Consider the following 16820-nt stretch of genomic DNA (forward strand, 5'->3'; position numbering starts at 1 on the left):
CCATTTCCGGGAAGGGCGCTTCAGTCGAGCTTGATCTTGGCGTCGTCGACGACCTTGCCCCAGCGAGCCACTTCCGCTGTGACGAACTTGCCGAAATCGGCGCCGTAGATCGCAGGGATCGTGGAGCCGTTCTTCTTCCAGGCCTCGGTGATCATCGGAGCCTTCAGCGCCTTTTCGATCTCGCCGCGCATGCGCGTCACAATCTCGTCCGAGGTGTTCTTGGGCGCCCAGATGGCGTACCAGGTCGCGACCTCGTAGCCGTCGAGGCCGGCCTGCTTGGCGGTCGGTACGTCCGGAATGGCATCCGAGCGCGCCGGGGCGGCGACCGCCAGGGCCCGCAGCGCACCGCTTTGCACCTGCGCGGCCGAGGAGCCCAGCCCATCGAACATCACATCGACCTGGCCAGCCACCAGATCCTGCATCGCCGGCCCGGCGCCGCGGTAGGGGACATGGGTCAGGTTGGTCTTGGTGACGAGCTTGAAGAGCTCGCCGGCAAGATGGTGGGTGGTGCCGTTTCCGGCTGATGCGTAGTTGAGTTTGTCCGGATTTTTCCTGGCGTAGTCGATCAACTCGGCCAGCGTCTTGGCCTGGACCTTGCCCGGATGGACGACGACCACCTGGGGCGGCTGGGCGATGACACCGACCGGAACAAAATCGGTCTGGATGTTGTAGTCGAGCTTCGGATAGAGCGCGGGCGCAATCGCATGATGCGCGGCCCCGACGAAGAAGGTGTAGCCGTCCGGAGCCATCCGCGCCGCTGCGGAAGCGCCCACCGTGCCGCCGGCACCACCACGATTGTCGATGATGATGCGCTGCCCGAGCTGCTGCTCGAGCTGGGCGGCGATCGGCCTGGCGAAGGCATCGGTGCCGCCGCCGGCCGGGAAGGGCACGATGAAGGTGATGGGTTTCTGCGGCCAGGCCTGCGCCTGCGCCGGAGCAGCGGCCGCCACGCCGAAACCCGCAGATACCGCAAGCGCGATGAGCCAGCTAGACTTGATCATGAATGCTCGTCCTCCCTGAAGCGAAAACCAGGCTCTTGATGGCCATTGACGCGATGCCATTGCGGTATTCTGTATGCATCTAAATGGATTAGGGCATCGGCGGCTGCAAATGACAAGCAAGCCATTTGGCCGATGCGAAGCGCGCAATTGCGATTGCGCCGATGCTGGAGACAGACGCCTTTCATGAGCCGCCTCGACAGTTTCATCCGCCGCCTCGAAGCCCAGCGCCGTATCCTCGACTGGGCGGCAGAGTCCGTCACCAGCCGGAATGGGCTCGTGCTCGAGCTTGGCCTCGGCAATGGCCGCACATATGACCATCTGCGCGAAATCCTGCCGAAGCGGGAGATCTATGCCTTCGACCGTGAAGCCAGGGCCAATCCGCGTTCGATGCCTCCGGAGAGCGCTCTGGTGCTCGGCGACATGGCAAAGACGCTACCGGACTTCGTGGAGCGCCATGGTCGTAATGCCGCGTTGATCCATGTCGACGCCACGACAGGTGTACCGGAACGCGACCGTATCCATCTGGCCTGGTTGCCGGAGCATGTTGCGGCACTGGCGCAGGATGATGCACTCATCATCAGCGGTTCCGATCTAGAACATCCTGCGCTGGTTGCCGTTTCACTCCCCGATGACATCCCGAAGGGGCGCTATTTCGCCTATCGCCGCGCGGCTCCGCAAGGCGTGCACTCGGAAGCCTGAGCCGATGGCCGAGGCGAAACCTGTCTGAGGAGACGACATGACTGGCGGCATCCACCACCTCACGCTGATCACGCGCGATGCGCAAGCCAATGTCGATTTCTATGTCGGCTTCCTCGGCCTGCGTCTCGTCAAACAGACCGGCGGCTACGAGGATGCGGAGCAACTCCACCTGTTCTATGGCGACCGCCTGGGTTCGCCTGGGTCGCTGGTCACATTTCTGGTCTGGCAGGACGGCTCGCCCGGTCGGGTCGGGCACGGGCAGGTCAGCGAGATCGCGCTGGCCGTGACACCGGCAAGCATCGGCTTCTGGCTGACGCGGGCACTGACGCAGCATGTGCCCGCTGAGGGGCCGAAGCAGGAATTCGGCGAGCCTGTCTTGCGTTTGCGCGACCCCGACGGGGTGATCGTGAAGCTCGTGGGAACGGATATGCCGGCCGCGGCGCCATGGCAGGCGCCCGGGATCGCCCCCGAGGATGCGATCCGCCGGGTCCGCGGCGCAACCATCTTGTCCGAAACACGGGAGGAGACTGCCGCCTTCGTCGCTCGCTTCGGCTACCGGCCGGCCGCGGCCACCTCCGCTGTTCAGCGCATGGTGTCCGACAGCGGCGACGTCATCGACATCCGCGGTGCCGGCGGATTCTGGCCTGGCGCACCGGGGACGGGCATCGCGGATCATGTCGCTTTCCGGGCCGAGGACGAGGCCGCAGTGAAGGCCGTCGAGAGTTCTCTGGCGCGCCTCAATTCCTCGATCACCACGCTCCACGACAGAAAATACTTCACCTCTCTCTATGTCCGCGAACCCGGCGGCACCCTGATCGAACTGGCGAGCGACGGCCCGGGATTTACGGTCGACGAGCCCGAGGACAGGCTTGGAACCAGCCTGATGGTTCCTCCCTCCGATGAGGGGCGGGATTCGGATATCCGCGTCGTGCTGCCGCAATTCTCCCTGCCGGGGGAACCGCGCATGACCTATCGTGACCTGCCCTTCGTGCACCGTTTCCATGTGCCCGCAACGACGGATGGCAGCACTCTCGTGCTGCTCCACGGCACCGGCGGCAACGAGGCGGATCTGATGCCGCTGGCGCACCGGATCGCACCGGAAGCGACCTTGCTCGGCGTGCGGGGACGCAGCACGGAGGAGGGCACGTCCCGCTGGTTTCGCCGATCGTCGCCGACCGAATTCGATCAGGCCGATATTCGTGCCGAGTCCGCCGCCTTCGCCGCCTTTGTCGAGAGTGCGACAAAGGGGTACGGGCTCGATCCGGCACGCACGACCTATCTCGGCTACTCCAACGGCGCGAATTTCCTGGCCGCGATGATGCAGATCCATCCTGGCCTGATCCGCAGGGCCATCCTGCTGCGCGCAATGAACGTGCTCGAACTGCCGCAGCAGACCGATCTTGCAGGGGTGGATGTCCTCATCCTGACCGGGGCTTCCGATCCCTTTGGTGTGCATGCGGCGGAGCTGGAAACGCGGCTGAGGCAAGGCGGCGCCCAGGTCGATGCGCAAGTGATTGCAGCGGGGCATGAGCTGTCGCAGGCCGATGCAGCCGCAGCCCAGGTCTGGCTGGCGGCGGGCTGAAGATCCTCAGCAAGAGCCGAATGAATTGCAGGCAAACCCTTCCGTGGGCGCAGCCCATGGCTTAAAGGCGCGGGACCTCCCTGAAATTTGGTCGCGTAGAAGCATGATTCGTCTCGAGAACATCGGCAAGCAGAACGGCAAGCAGATTGTCTTCATCGAGGCATCCGCAGCGCTCCAGAAGGGAGAGAAGGTCGGTCTTGTCGGCCCCAACGGCGCCGGCAAGACAACGCTCTTCCGCATGATCACGGGGCAGGAGGCGCCCGACGAGGGCCTCGTGGCCGTCGATCGCGGGGTGACGATTGGCTATTTCAGCCAGGACGTGGGCGACATGTCCGGTCGCAGCGCCGTCTCCGAGGTCATGGACGGCGCGGGCCCGGTCAGCGCCGTTGCGACCGAGCTGAAGGAGCTCGAGACCGCCATGGCCGATCCCGATCGCGCGGACGAGATGGACGAGATCGTCACGCGCTATGGCGAGGTCCAGGGGCGGTTCGAAGAGCTCGACGGCTACGCGATGGATGGGCGGGCGCGCGAGGTGCTTGCCGGCCTCGGCTTCAGCCAGGAGATGATGGAAGGCGATGTCGGTTCTCTCTCCGGCGGCTGGAAGATGCGCGTCGCGCTGGCCAGGATCCTGCTCATGCGCCCTGACGCCATGCTATTGGACGAGCCGAGCAACCATCTCGACCTCGAGAGCCTGATCTGGCTCGAGGACTTCCTGAAGGGCTATGATGGCGCGCTGCTCATGACCTCGCATGACCGCGAATTCATGAACCGGATCGTCGACAAGATCGTCGAGATCGATGGCGGGGCGCTGACGACCTATTCGGGCGATTACGAGTTCTACCAGCAGCAGCGCGCGCTCAGCGAGAAGCAGCAGCAGGCCCAGTTCGAGCGCCAGCAGGCGATGCTCGCCAAGGAGATCAACTTCATCGAGCGCTTCAAAGCGCGCGCCTCGCATGCCGCGCAGGTGCAAAGCCGTGTGAAGAAGCTGGAGAAGATTGACCGGGTGGAGCCGCCCAAGCGCCGCCAAACGGTGCAGTTCGAGTTCCAGCCGGCGCCGCGTTCCGGCGAGGACGTGGTCACCCTGAAGAACGTCCACAAGCGCTATGGCAGCCGCAGCATCTATGACGGGCTCGATTTTCAGGTGCGCCGCAAGGAGCGCTGGTGCGTGATGGGCATCAATGGCGCCGGCAAGTCGACGCTGTTGAAGCTGGTGACCGGTGCGACCGAGCCGGACGACGGCACGGTCGCGCTCGGCGGCACGATCAAGCTCGGCTATTTCGCCCAGCACGCCATGGAGGTGCTGGACGGTGACGCCACCGTGTTCCAGTCGCTTGAAGACTCGTTTCCCCAGGCCGGGCAGGGCTCGCTGCGTGCGCTGGCTGGCTGCTTCGGCTTCTCCGGCGACGATGTCGAGAAGCGCTGCCGGGTCCTGTCCGGTGGCGAAAAGGCGCGGCTGGTGATGGCGAAGATGCTCTACGATCCGCCGAACTTCCTGGTGCTGGACGAGCCCACCAACCACCTGGACATCGCGACGAAGGAAATGCTGATCACGGCGTTGGCGCAATATGAGGGAACCATGCTGTTCGTCTCGCATGACCGCCATTTCCTCGCCGCACTGTCCAACCGGGTTCTCGAGCTGACGCCCGAGGGCGTTCACACCTATGGTGGCGGCTATACCGAGTACGTTGCGCGCACGGGCCAGGAGGCACCCGGTCTGCGGAGCTGAGCTTGGCGGCGGAGCCCCATGGCTCGCCCTGATCCGCAGGGATGTGAGTCGCTCTGGCAACCGCTGGCTGAGCATTCGGCGCGGCTCTCGTCGGGCTCACGCCGGGAAGCGATCGGGCCTACAATTGCAGGCTGCCATCGGAGCGAGGCATCGCCGTGATCCGCGAAGCCGCACCGAGCTCGACCTCACCGCTCCCAATCAGAAGCCACGCCGCCGATGCCGCTTACAATCGACACCATGCTCACGACGCGGCGCCCGTTTGTGCTTCTGGAGGACCGGCTCGCGCAGACCGCATCGGCGCAGCTCTACTGTGATCCGATTGAGGTCGTTCGGTGTGACCACGTCGAGGAGGTCTCGTCTGCGCTTGGCCGAATCGAAGACGGCCTGTCCCGCGGGCTGCATGCCGCCGGCTTCTTGAGCTACGAACTGGGATACGCCTTCGAGCCACGCCTCGTTGCGTCGATACTGCAGGCGAGGGCGCTTCCGCTGCTGTGGTTCGGGCTGTTTCGCGAGCCACTGCAGATTCCTTTAGCGCAGCTGGACGAAGCCTTTGCGGCACTGGGGCCTCCTGCACCGCTCGACGCTGTTCGTCCGCAGCTCGATGCGCCAGCGCACGCGTCCAAGGTCCAGCGTGTGCTGGACTATCTTCACGCCGGCGACGCCTACCAGATCAACCTGACCTTTCCGATCGACTTTCGCTACGAGGGCGATCCCCTCGCGCTCTATGCCGCCTTGCGGTCGAGCCAGCCCGTGGCGCATGGCGGCATCGTCGCCATCGATGATGCGGCCATCCTGTCGGTTTCGCCGGAGCTCTTTCTCGAGGTGGCGTCCGGCCGGGCGACGACGCGCCCGATGAAGGGAACAGCACCGCGGCGCGACGGACCGGAGGCGGAGCGCGCCGCCATGGAAGAGTTGAAGGCCGACCCCAAGCAACGCGCCGAGAACCTGATGATTGTCGACCTGCTGCGCAACGATCTCGGACGGATCAGCTCCATCGGTTCGGTCGAAGTGCCGAGCCTCTTCCAGGTTGAAACCTATCCGACATTTCACACACTGACGTCGACGGTGACATCCAGGTTGCGCCCCGGCCTCTCGCTCGAAGATCTGCTGCGGGCTGTCTTCCCGTGCGGCTCGATCACCGGCGCACCGAAGCTGCGTGCGATGGAGATCATCCGCGAACTCGAGGATGGGCCGCGCGATCTCTATACCGGTTCGATCGGGCAGATCTCGCCCAATGGCGATCTTCGCTTCAATGTCGCAATCCGCACGGCGACGATCTTTCCGGGCGGTGCCGGCCGTTATGGCGTTGGCGGCGGCATCGTCACGGATTCGCGGGCTGCGGACGAGTATGCGGAGTGCCTGCTCAAGGCCCGGGTCCTGACCGATCTCGCTGACGATTACGGGCTGATCGAAACGCTGGGCTGGTCACACCAGACCGGTTTTGCACGGCTGCACCTGCATCTCGACCGCCTCGACCGTTCGGCAAAGACACTGGGCTTCCGCTTCGACCCCGCTGATGCGGAAACGCGTCTCGCGGCGCTGGCCAAAACCTTCGCGCCGCAAGAAAATCGTCGGATCCGCTTCGAGCTACGTCGCACCGGGATGCTCGATATCGCCGCACCAGTTCTTGGCGCCGAGCCAGACCGGCCTCTCGAGGTCGTCCTCGCCGCCGCAAGGGCCGACGAAGGCGACCCATTCCTGCGGTACAAGACAACGCGCCGTAGAACCTACGAGACCGCATTTGCGGCAGCCGTCGAGCGCGGGGCCGATGAAGCCGTCTTCCAGAACCGCGCAGGCTTTGTCACCGAAGCAACGCGCAGCAACATCTTCGTCGAGCGGGACGGGCTCCTGCTCACGCCGCCCCTGTCCGATGGTCTCTTGCCGGGTGTGCTGCGCCAGGCCCTGATCGAGAGCGGACGGGCCGTCGAGCGGCAACTGCGTCCTGGCGATCTCGCTCAGGCCGAGTACTGGTTCCTGGGCAATAGCCTGCGCGGATTGAGGCCCGCTCGACTGACGAGCTGAAGCCTTCGAGGCTAGCCAGCGCGCGAGCACGCGGTCAGGACGAAGACGGGGACATTTCCCGGATAGGGGGAAGCGGGGAACAGGTGCTGCCAGCGTCTGAACCCGGAGAAACCAGCTCGCGTGAGCAGGTCCTGCGCTGCAGCTTCCGTCAAGCCATCATGCAGGGGTAAGCGTGCCGCAAGCTGCTCTGGATAGGTGGAACGATATTCAGGAGCCACCGACCACAATCCGTCGGACACGAGCACGAGACCGCCCGGTCGCAGAATGCGGTGAGCCTGCAGCAACGCTTCGATGGGGCGCTCGAGCGTCCAGAGGACATTGCGGAGCGTGACGATATCGGCGGACGCATCGGTGATCTCGGCCGCTTCGATCGTGGTGTCCTGAAACGCAATGGCGAGGCCGGCTTGCCGAGCCGCCGCACGGGCGACCGCCAGCATGTTCGCAGACCCGTCGCAGGCGCGGACGCGATGCCCCAGCGACGCGGCAAGGAGGGCGCAAGCGCCCGTCCCCGTCCCGAGATCGACAATGTCCTTGGGGCCATCCGCCTCGAAGGCGGCCTCAAGCACGGCTCGCCAGAGGTCGCGCTGGGCGACATGCGAGGCAGCACCATCAAATTTGGGGGCACGGGCGTTCCAGTAGTCGGTGACACCGGCCCCAACGCTTCGCTGCATCGTCATGGCTTTTCCGCCTCAAAAGGGTTCGATCAGATACTCGATGTGCCTTCGGCCCGATGCGGCGCGGCGGATGGAGACCGCGACACCGAAGACATGCTGGATCAGCGGTTCGGTCATCACGGTTTCCGGCGTCCCGGCATCGACCAGCTTGCCCTCATGCAGCACGGCGATCTCGTCGCAGAAAAGCGAGGCCAGGTTGAGATCGTGCAACGCCATGATGCAGGTGATGCCCAGGCGCCTGATCAGTGTCAGGATCGATAGCTGATGCTGGATATCGAGATGGTTGGTCGGCTCGTCGAGGATGAGTTCACTCGGCATTTGTGCCAATGCGCGCGCGATGTGGACGCGCTGGCGCTCTCCGCCCGATAGAGTGTGCCAGAACTGGTCATGCCGATCGGCCATATCGACGCGCGCCAGCGCGGCCTCGACCGCGTCTTCGTCGGTCCTTGTCCAGGAGGCGAGTGCGCCGCGATGCGGGGTCCGTCCGAGTCTGACGACGTCGCACACGGAGAGCTGGATCTCGGTCGTCGCCTGCTGCTCGACAAAGGCCAGGCGCCGGGCGAGTTCGTGCCGCGGCAAGGTGCCGATTTCACAGTCATCGAGTGTCACCACGCCGCTGGCGACCTTGCGCAGGCGGCAGAGCAGCCGCAACAGGCTCGACTTCCCCGAGCCGTTGGGGCCGATGAGACCGAGAATCTTTCCGGGTTTGGCGTGCAGCGTCACGCCGTCCACGATCATGCGCCCACCGGCGCTCCAACGGACGTCACGCGCAGCCAGCGTCATGCCGGCCGCCTTGCACGATAGAGTATGAAGGCGAAAGCCGGGGCCCCGAACAGCGCCGTCACGACGCCAATCGGCAGAATCTGCTGCGGCACCAGCGTCCGCGACAGAATGTCGGCAAGAATCATGAAGATTGCACCGATGATCAGGCATGCCGGGAGTAGCCGGGCATGGGCTGGGCCCGTCAGGAAGCGCGCGGCGTGAGGTATGACAAGACCGACGAATCCGATCGTGCCGACGATGCTGACCATGGTCGCGGTCATGACGGCCGTGGTCGCGAATAGCACGATGCGCACGCGGGTCACCGCCACGCCCAATGCGGCGGCGGCATCCGCCCCGAAGGCGAACGCATCGAGCGCCTTCGTATGAAAGATGCAGACGGCGAAGCCCGCGAAGGCCACTGGCGTGGCGAGCCAGACATCGGGCCAGCGCACGCCTCCGAAATTGCCGAGAAGCCAGAACATCACGCCGCGGGCCTGTTCGGCACTGGCCAGCGTGGTGACGATCGTCGCGGTCGCCGCATTGAACAGCTGCGATCCGGCGACGCCTGCGAGAATCACGCGGTCGGTCGCGCCGCCGGACCCGGCGGCGAGCAAGGCCACGATGACAAGTGCAGCAATGGCGCCGAGGAAGGCTCCACCGGATATGCTGAGTGCAGCGCCGCCGAAGCCCAGGATCATCACCGCGACCGCACCCGTCGAGGCTCCGGCCGAGATACCAAGGATATAGGGTTCTGCGAGAGGATTACGCAGGAGCGCCTGCAGGATCGCGCCCGAAAGCGCGAGCGCTCCTCCGCAGAGGGCCGCCACCACAGCCCGGCTCAAGCGGTAGTCAAAGATGACGCCCTGCTGGATCGCGCTCACGGGGTAGTCGAGATCGAACAACCCGTTGCCCAGGGCTTTGAAGACCGTGGCAAGCGGGATCGACATCTCTCCGATCGTCACGGCGAGTGCGATCGCGAGTATCAGCAGGACGAAGGCGAGGAGCGCTACTGCGCCCCTCGCCGACCAGTTGGGCCGAACCACTCCATGGCTCACTTGGTGAGGCCGAAGCTCTTGATGCCGTTGGCCAGCGCCTCGATGCCGTCGATCGTATCAAGCCCGGCCCTGGTCGCGCCGACATCCATGATCACGATCCGCTGCTGCCGGCTGGCGTCGAGCTTGCTCGCAACCGCGTCGGTCTTGAGGAAGTCGAGCTTGAGATTGATGTCGTCTGCCGGGAAACGCCGGCGATCCATCTTGACCACGACGATGACGGCAGGGTTGGTGGAAGCGACGGTCTCCCAACCGACCAGCGGCCATTCCTCGTTGGTGGTGATGACGTTCCGGGCGCCGAGCTTCGACAGGATATAGGCAGGCACGCCATTCTTGCCGGCCAGGAAGGCGTCCCCCTTGATGTCCTTGCTGGAGAACCAGACGACGACAGGAACATCCTGCGGCTTGATCCCGGCAACAGAAGCGACCGCCTTGTCCTCGCGCGCCTTCAATTCAGCGACCAGCGCCTCGGCGCGATCGGAGACATCGAAGATCTGCCCGAACTCGCGAATATTGCGATAGACGAGTTCCATCGTGAACATCTGCGTGCGGACGCCGTCGCCCGGCCCGGAATTGTCCTTGCCGACGCAATCGGTGGGGGAAACGTAGGTCGGCACTTTCAGCTTCGCAAACTGGTCGCGCTTGCCGACGATACCGTTGGGGCCGATATGCCATTCGAACATCGCAGTCACGAGGTCCGGCTCCTGGGCGACGACAGCCTCGAAACTCGGATCGTTGTCGGCAAGCCGCTTCACCTTGGCGTTGACCGCCTCATAGGGCTTCGCGACAGGGCTGAACCACACGGCTGTGCCCACGACCTTGTCGCCGAGCCCGAGCGCGTAGAGGATCTCGGTCTGCGTCTGTCCGACAGCCACGACGCGCTTTGGCGCCTGGTTGAACGTTATCGTCTCCCGGCAATTCTCCAGCGTCAGCGGATACTGCGTCGGTGCGGCCAAGGCCGCTCCCGACATCGACATGCCGATGGCTGCGACGAACGAAAGGCAAGAAAGGCGTGCAGCGCTGCGCATTGAAATCTCCGATAGCGTCGAGCGGCCGCATGCGTCGCGAAGCTCGTGGGCCTCGCACGGTCGATCTTGAAATGTAACAGTATTACAATTTTGATAGGCCGCTCGATACGTCTGCGTCAAGCGCTCTGCCACGACTGCGATGGCGTGGTTCAGCATCATGGACATGGAATTCATCGCTCCCCGAGATGACGAGCCGGGAGCTTGAGCGGATCGGTTCGGGGGTGCCGGTCTACGACCTGCCGCCGACGCAAATCCCCCCGGACACCCCGCCCGAAAGACGCTTCTGCGATCAGGGCAGGTCTCCTGGCTCGCGGGTCAGCGCTGGCTTCGCCCGGCCTTCCCGGCGTTGAGAGCGCCAGTGGACGATGGGAGAAGAGCTCGCCGCTTACAGTTGCGGGGGCAGCCTCGGATTCGGCGCAGGGCGCCTCACCGAATTCCCTCTTAGCTTCGGGCCTGAGCCCGAAGAACCTTGATCGCGGCCGACCATAGAGGGGCCCAACGCGGCGTCAAGCCGCAGGCACCGACCACACCGCTTGCTGATGGAGCCCTGCAGTGAGGCGGCCCCATCCTTCTCGGCTCACTCCCAGCTCAGGGCGCCGCCGTTCTGGTATTCGATGACGCGGGTCTCGAAGAAGTTCTTCTCCTTCTTCAGGTCCATCGCCTCGCTCATCCAGGGAAACGGGTTTTCCGTTTCCGCGAAGACGGGGCTGAGGCCGAGTTGCGCACAACGGCGGTTGGCGATGAAATGCATGTACTGCTCGCAGAGCGCGGCATTGAGGCCGAGGAAACCGCGCGGCATGGTGTCCCGGCCATAGGCGGCCTCAAGTTCGGCAGCGTTGCGAATCATGCCGCGCAACTCGTCCTGGAAGGCCCTGGTCCAGAGATGCGGGTTCTCGATCTTGATCTGGTTGATCACGTCGATGCCGAAATTCAGGTGAATGCTCTCGTCGCGCAGGATGTACTGGTACTGCTCGGCGATGCCGACCATCTTGTTGCGCCGGCCGAGCGACAGGATCTGGGCAAAGCCGGTGTAGAACCACATGCCTTCGAAGATCACGTAGAAGGCGACGAGGTCGCGCAGGAAGGCCTGATCGGCCTCGGGCGTGCCGGTCTCGAAATCGGGGTCGTCGAGATGCTGGGTATGCTTCAGCGCCCAGGCCGCCTTGTCGGTGATCGAGGGCACCTCGCGATACATGTTGAAGAGCTCACCCTCGTCGAGGCCGAGGCTTTCGACGATGTACTGGAAGGTGTGGGTGTGCACCGCCTCCTCGAAAGCCTGGCGCAGCAGGTATTGCCGGCATTCCGGATTGGTGAGATGGCGGTAGATCGCGAGCACAATGTTGTTGGCGACGAGGCTTTCGGACGCCGCGAAGAAGCCGAGATTGCGCTTGATCGCGCGACGCTCGTCCTCGGTCAGCCCGTCCTTCGATTTCCACAGGGCGATATCGGCCTGCATCGAGACCTCTGTCGGCATCCAATGGTTGTTGCAGCCGGCGAGGTACTTCTCCCAGGCCCATTTGTACTTGAGCGGCAACAACTGGTTCACGTCGGCGCGGCAGTTGATCATTCGCTTCTCGTCGACGCTGACGCGCCCGCCGGAGCGATCGATCTCGCCGAGGCCGGTGGCGTCGGCTTGGGCTCCGCCGGGGGCGGCCGGATTGGGATCGAGGGCGGCGGCAGGCTTGCTGTCTGACCAGTCGAGCATGATGAATATCCAATCGGGTCTGAATGTCGCGGCCGGGTTTGCCCCGGCCGTCCGTATCGTTCGCTATCGGGCAGGGCCGGGCGTCCATGCGCGCCGCGAAGGCGAGCATGGACGCTGCCGCTGCCTCACTGGCAGGCTTCGCAGGTCGGATCGTCGATCGAGCAGGCGTTCGGCACGGCCATGCCATTGTCGAGCGGGATGTCGACAAGGATCGGCTTGGCCGTGGCGGGGACCATTGCCGACACCGCGTTGAGCTTGCCGTCGGTGCCCTTCAACGTCGACTTTTCGACATGGGTCGCCGAGAGCGCGCGCAGGTAATAGGTCGTCTTCAGACCGAGCCGCCAGGCGAGGCGATAGGCCTCGTCGAGCTTCCTGCCGGAAGGCTGCGCCATGTAGAGATTGAGCGACTGGCCCTGGTCGATCCATTTCTGACGGCGTGCGGCGGCGCGGATCAGCCAGCTCGTCTCGATCTCGAATGAGGTGGCGTATAGCGCCTTGAGATCGTCGGGGACGCGATCGATCTGACTGACCTTTCCGTCGTAATATTTCAGGTCCGAAACCATGACCTCGTCCCAGAGATCGCGCGCCTTGAGATCGCGGACGAGGTCGGCATTCACGACCGTGAAGTCGCCGGACATGTTCGCCTTGACGTAGAGCTGGCTATAGGACGGCTCGATCGACTGCGAGACACCGACGATGTTGGAGATCGTTGCAGTCGGGGCAATCGCCATGCAGTTCGAGTTGCGCATGCCGGTGGTCTTCACCCGCTCGCGCAGGCTGTCCCAGTCCAGCGTCGTCGAGCGATCGAGCTCGACATCGCCGTCGCGGGCGTCGGAGAGAATGTCGAGCGAGTCGATCGGCAGGATGCCCTTCGACCAGAGCGAGCCCTCGAAGCTCGGGTAGCGACCGCGCTCGGCGGCAAGAGCGACCGAGGCCGAGATCGCAAACCAGCTGATCGCCTCCATCGAGCTATCGGCGAAGGCGACGGCGCCCTCGGACGCGGCGGGCAGGCGCAGGGTCTGCAGCGCATCCTGGAAGCCCATGATGCCGAGGCCGACCGGACGATGGCGCAGGTTCGAGCGGCGCGCCTCGGGGATCGTGTAGAAATTGATGTCGATGACATTGTCGAGCATTCGCATCGCGGTCGCGACCGTCTTGCCGAGCCGGGCCCGGTCGAGCCCGTCCGCCGTTACATGGGCAGCCAGGTTGATCGAGCCCAGATTGCAGACGGCGACCTCGTCGGCCGAGGTGTTCAGCGTGATCTCGGTGCACAGGTTCGAGGAATGCACCACGCCGGCATGCTGCTGCGGCGAGCGCAGGTTGCAGGCATCCTTGAAGGTGATCCAGGGATGGCCGGTTTCGAACAGCATGGTCAGCATCTTGCGCCAGAGATCGAGGGCGTTCAGGCGCTTGAATACCTTGATCTCGCCGCGTTCGGCCTTGGCCTCATAGGCCTCATAGGCCGCCTTGAACGGCTTGCCGTAGAGATCGTGGAGGTCGGGCGTCTCGTCAGGCGAGAACAGGGTCCACTGCCCCCCGGCCGCAACGCGCTGCATGAACAGGTCGGGGATCCAGTTCGCGGTGTTCATGTCATGGGTACGGCGGCGGTCGTCGCCGGTGTTCTTGCGCAGGTCGAGGAACTCCTCGACGTCGACATGCCAGGTTTCGAGATAGGCGCAGACCGCGCCCTTGCGCTTGCCGCCCTGATTGACGGCGATCGCGGTGTCGTTGGCGACCTTGAGGAAGGGCACGATGCCCTGGCTCTCGCCATTGGTGCCCTTGATATGGGCACCGAGGCCGCGCACGGGCGTCCAATCATTGCCGAGCCCGCCGGAATATTTGGCCAGCAGGGCGTTGTCCTTCACCGCCTTGAAGATGCCGTCGAGATCGTCCGGCACCGTGGTCAGGAAGCAGGAGGAGAGCTGCGGCCTGAGGGTTCCTGCGTTGAACAGGGTCGGCGTCGAGGCCATGAAGTCGAAAGAGGAGAGCAGGTCGTAGAAGGCGATCGCTCGCGCCTCGCGGTCGATCTCGCGGATCGCCAAACCCATCGCGACACGCATGAAGAAGGCCTGCGGCAGCTCGAAGCGGTTGCCTCGGACATGCAGGAAATAGCGGTCATAGAGCGTCTGGAAGCCGAGATAGTCGAACTGGAGGTCGCGCTCCGGCTTGAGCGCAGCCGCAAGCCGGGCGAGATCGAAGCGTCCAAGCTCGGGATCGAGCAGTTCGTTGGCAATGCCGGTCTTCACATAGGCGTGGAGATAGTCGCCATAACGCCCTGACATTTCTGACTGAGTGGCCTGTTCCGGCCGGCCGGAGACGAAGCTCAACGCCTCGTGGCGGAGCTTGTCGAGCAGGAGGCGAGCCGAGACCTTGGAATAGTTCGGCTCGGTCTCGACCAAAGTTCGCGCGGCCAGGATCGGTGCCTGCGCCAACTCGTCCTGGCTGATGCCGTCATAGAGGTTACGCTGCGCTTCGCTCAGCACGGCTTCGGCCGAGACGCCGTCAAGCCCGGCGCAGGCTTCGCGAATGACAGTTGCGAGGCGCGCCGCGTCGAGCGGCACGAGCGCGCCGTCGGCCGCCTTCATGCGCAGCACCGGTGCCGTGGCGACCGCAGGCTTCGCTTCCGCCTTGGCGCGGGCCCGCTCCTGGGCTCGCTCCTCGCGGTAGAGCACATAGGCGCGGGCGACCTTATGGTGTTCGCTGCGCATCAGCGCGAGTTCGACCTGATCCTGCACATCCTCGATATGGAAGGTGCGGCCGGCATCGGCGCGCCGCGTCAGCCCGGCGATGATCTGCTGGGTCAACTCCGCGACGATGTCGTGGATCCGGCGCGATGCGGCGGCGCTGCTGCCCTCGACCGCCAGGAACGCCTTGGTCAGCGCGATGCTGATCTTGGAGGCGTCGAAAGGGGTGACACTGCCATTGCGGCGGATCACCTGGTAGGCCGGTTCCGCAGTCGATCGCGTATCGCTGCCTTGCGACGCGATCGGGCTGAACGTCTCAGGGCGGATGGTATCGGTCGCGAGGGACATCGGCTTTCAAACCCCAATCTGTAGGGGGCAAAGGCCTGGCGGAGTCGCAACGGAGAATGTCGCGGCGACGAGCGCCCGCAGACATGACCAAGCGATCCACCGGGACACCCCGCCCGAGGACGATTCTGCTGTCGCGGCAGGTCTCCTGGCTCGCGGGTCATCGCTCTTGTCCCGTCTTCCCAAGGCCTGGTGGCCTCAGTGACTGATATCCTGGACAAGTACTCGCCGCTGACAGTTGCGGGGGCAGCGCCGGTTTCGCACCGGCTTCCCTCTTAGCTCTCGATCTTGCGACTCGAGAGACCGTGACCACCATATCTAGTGGTTAGCGCGATGATTCTGTCAACAGCTTGCCGCGGCCTACCCGTTAGCCTGTGAAGAGCGGGATTGGTCGAATTGGCCGCTTCTGCGTCCTGTCTCCGCCATCTCGCGATGAGCCCGGGATCACCACCATCGATGCAAACCGGCGCCGAATTACATTCGGCGCCGGGCCCGAGGGCGTCATGGCGCAGCTGCTCGTGCTGCCGTCCTCCATGTTATGGCTTTGGGACGGTGGGGCATCTGAGCCCGGACATGGAGGCCGAATGCGCAAGATCCTGATCATCGGAATTGGTGCCGGCAATCCTGACTATGTCACGGTCCAGGCGATCAACGCCCTCAACCAGGTCGATGTCTTCTTCATTCCCGACAAGGGGACAGACAAGGCGGAGCTCGGACGGCTGCGGAAGGACATCTGCGAGCGCTTCATCGAAGGCTCGGATTATCGCCTGGTTCAGGTTCCGATCCCCGAGCGTGCGGCCGCTGGAACGAATTACCGTGGAAGCGTCGACGAATGGCATGCCCGTATTGCCCATGACTACGAGGGCCTGTTCACGAGAGAACTCGGGGAGGGTGAATGCGGAGCCTTCCTCGTCTGGGGGGATCCCACGCTCTATGACAGCACGCTCCGGATCATCGAGCAGATTCGCGCCAAGGGCTTTGCGCTCGAATACGATGTGATCCCGGGTATCAGCAGTGTGCAGGCCCTTGCGGCTCGACACCGGGTGGCGCTCAACCGGATCGGCGAGCCCGTGTTGATCACCACTGGACGCAAACTCGCGGAAGGCTTTCCCAACAACCTCGATAGTGTGGTCGTCATGCTCGACGGGGACCAGGCCTTCAAGCGTGTCGCGGGTGAAGATCTCGATATCTATTGGGGCGCCTATCTCGGGACCGAGGATGAGATTCTGGTCGCCGGAAGGCTGTCGGAGGTGATGGGCGATATCGAGCGCATCCGGCGCGAAGCCCGAGAGGAAAAGGGCTGGATCATGGACACCTATCTGCTTCGGAGACGCGACGAGGACTGAACGGCGCAATGCGCTCATGAAGACATGGAGATGTCGTCATGCCTCCGTTCGCCTCGTCGGGCGGATTGCTCTCCCGGGCTGTTTGCCCGGAGCTGAAAGCGAAGCCATCGCGCCGGATCTCCCGATGACCGAGCTCAGCCGCCGATCGCGCGTCGTTGCCGACCCATATAGCCACGTCTACGGGAGCAGGGCGG

12 protein-coding genes and 2 riboswitches are annotated in these 16820 nt (G+C 64.3%); of the genes, 5 read left to right on the plus strand and 7 right to left on the minus strand.

Annotated elements, in window-relative coordinates; translation table 11 throughout:
- Positions 1-20 precede the first annotated feature (20 nt).
- Complete coding sequence (locus tag AB4099_RS18425) at positions 21-1001, minus strand: Bug family tripartite tricarboxylate transporter substrate binding protein (protein WP_441479091.1); 981 nt, start codon at positions 999-1001, stop codon at positions 21-23.
- A 183-nt stretch (positions 1002-1184) separates the two neighbouring features.
- Here AB4099_RS18425 and AB4099_RS18430 point away from each other — a divergent pair, with 183 nt between their 5' ends.
- The 4 genes from AB4099_RS18430 to AB4099_RS18445 all read left to right on the plus strand — a co-directional run bounded on the left by AB4099_RS18430 (position 1185) and on the right by AB4099_RS18445 (position 7030).
- Positions 1185-1700 carry a class I SAM-dependent methyltransferase gene (locus tag AB4099_RS18430; protein ID WP_113512570.1) on the plus strand — a complete coding sequence of 172 codons (516 nt, stop codon included), beginning with the start codon at positions 1185-1187 and terminating at the stop codon, positions 1698-1700.
- 37 nt (positions 1701-1737) lie between these two features.
- On the plus strand, positions 1738-3282 hold the full coding sequence (locus tag AB4099_RS18435) for a VOC family protein (protein WP_441479092.1): 1545 nt from the start codon (positions 1738-1740) through the stop codon (positions 3280-3282).
- 103 nt (positions 3283-3385) lie between these two features.
- Positions 3386-5008 (plus strand): ABC-F family ATP-binding cassette domain-containing protein, encoded by a 1623-nt coding sequence (locus AB4099_RS18440; protein WP_441479093.1) that lies wholly within the window; start codon positions 3386-3388, stop codon positions 5006-5008.
- A 216-nt stretch (positions 5009-5224) separates the two neighbouring features.
- Positions 5225-7030, plus strand: a complete 1806-nt coding sequence (locus AB4099_RS18445; protein WP_441479094.1) for an aminodeoxychorismate synthase component I — start codon at positions 5225-5227, stop codon at positions 7028-7030.
- An 11-nt stretch (positions 7031-7041) separates the two neighbouring features.
- Here AB4099_RS18445 and AB4099_RS18450 read toward each other — a convergent pair whose 3' ends face one another.
- From AB4099_RS18450 to AB4099_RS18475, 6 genes are all read right to left on the minus strand, one after another.
- Positions 7042-7707, minus strand: a complete 666-nt coding sequence (locus AB4099_RS18450; protein ID WP_441479095.1) for a class I SAM-dependent methyltransferase — start codon at positions 7705-7707, stop codon at positions 7042-7044.
- 12 nt (positions 7708-7719) lie between these two features.
- Positions 7720-8487: an ABC transporter ATP-binding protein gene (locus AB4099_RS18455; RefSeq protein ID WP_441479096.1), complete on the minus strand. Its 768-nt coding sequence runs from the start codon at positions 8485-8487 to the stop codon at positions 7720-7722.
- Positions 8484-9509: a FecCD family ABC transporter permease gene (locus tag AB4099_RS18460; protein WP_441479097.1), complete on the minus strand. Its 1026-nt coding sequence runs from the start codon at positions 9507-9509 to the stop codon at positions 8484-8486. The genes AB4099_RS18455 and AB4099_RS18460 overlap by 4 nt, the downstream gene beginning before the upstream one ends.
- A gap of 8 nt (positions 9510-9517) precedes the next feature.
- The gene (locus tag AB4099_RS18465; protein WP_441479098.1) at positions 9518-10546 is read right to left on the minus strand and encodes an ABC transporter substrate-binding protein; all 1029 of its coding nucleotides are present in this window, start codon (positions 10544-10546) and stop codon (positions 9518-9520) included.
- A gap of 276 nt (positions 10547-10822) precedes the next feature.
- Positions 10823-11033: riboswitch (cobalamin riboswitch) on the minus strand.
- 90 nt (positions 11034-11123) lie between these two features.
- Complete coding sequence (locus AB4099_RS18470) at positions 11124-12251, minus strand: ribonucleotide-diphosphate reductase subunit beta (RefSeq protein ID WP_441479099.1); 1128 nt, start codon at positions 12249-12251, stop codon at positions 11124-11126.
- Between the two features lie 125 nt (positions 12252-12376).
- Entirely contained in the window at positions 12377-15283 is a 2907-nt protein-coding gene (locus AB4099_RS18475) for a ribonucleoside-diphosphate reductase subunit alpha (RefSeq protein WP_441479100.1), read from the minus strand.
- A 118-nt stretch (positions 15284-15401) separates the two neighbouring features.
- Positions 15402-15603: riboswitch (cobalamin riboswitch) on the minus strand.
- A gap of 261 nt (positions 15604-15864) precedes the next feature.
- On the opposite strand from AB4099_RS18475, the gene cobF reads away from it, so the two are divergent.
- Complete coding sequence (gene cobF, locus AB4099_RS18480) at positions 15865-16626, plus strand: precorrin-6A synthase (deacetylating) (protein ID WP_441479101.1); 762 nt, start codon at positions 15865-15867, stop codon at positions 16624-16626.
- Positions 16627-16820: the final 194 nt, after the last annotated feature.

This window comes from Allobosea sp. 2KB_26 (assembly GCF_052115715.1).
Classification (GTDB): domain Bacteria; phylum Pseudomonadota; class Alphaproteobacteria; order Rhizobiales; family Beijerinckiaceae; genus Allobosea.

Excerpts from the sequence above, each read along its gene's own strand:
- AB4099_RS18425 (WP_441479091.1), bottom strand. The coding sequence starts at position 1,001 with ATGATCAAGTCTAGCTGGCTCATCGCGCTTGCGGTATCTGCGGGTTTC.
- AB4099_RS18430 (WP_113512570.1), top strand. The coding sequence starts at position 1,185 with ATGAGCCGCCTCGACAGTTTCATCCGCCGCCTCGAAGCCCAGCGCCGT.
- AB4099_RS18435 (WP_441479092.1), top strand. The coding sequence starts at position 1,738 with ATGACTGGCGGCATCCACCACCTCACGCTGATCACGCGCGATGCGCAA.
- AB4099_RS18440 (WP_441479093.1), top strand. The coding sequence starts at position 3,386 with ATGATTCGTCTCGAGAACATCGGCAAGCAGAACGGCAAGCAGATTGTC.
- AB4099_RS18445 (WP_441479094.1), top strand. The coding sequence starts at position 5,225 with ATGCCGCTTACAATCGACACCATGCTCACGACGCGGCGCCCGTTTGTG.
- AB4099_RS18450 (WP_441479095.1), bottom strand. The coding sequence starts at position 7,707 with ATGACGATGCAGCGAAGCGTTGGGGCCGGTGTCACCGACTACTGGAAC.
- AB4099_RS18455 (WP_441479096.1), bottom strand. The coding sequence starts at position 8,487 with ATGACGCTGGCTGCGCGTGACGTCCGTTGGAGCGCCGGTGGGCGCATG.
- AB4099_RS18465 (WP_441479098.1), bottom strand. The coding sequence starts at position 10,546 with ATGCGCAGCGCTGCACGCCTTTCTTGCCTTTCGTTCGTCGCAGCCATC.
- AB4099_RS18470 (WP_441479099.1), bottom strand. The coding sequence starts at position 12,251 with ATGCTCGACTGGTCAGACAGCAAGCCTGCCGCCGCCCTCGATCCCAAT.
- AB4099_RS18475 (WP_441479100.1), bottom strand. The coding sequence starts at position 15,283 with ATGTCCCTCGCGACCGATACCATCCGCCCTGAGACGTTCAGCCCGATC.
- cobF (WP_441479101.1), top strand. The coding sequence starts at position 15,865 with ATGCGCAAGATCCTGATCATCGGAATTGGTGCCGGCAATCCTGACTAT.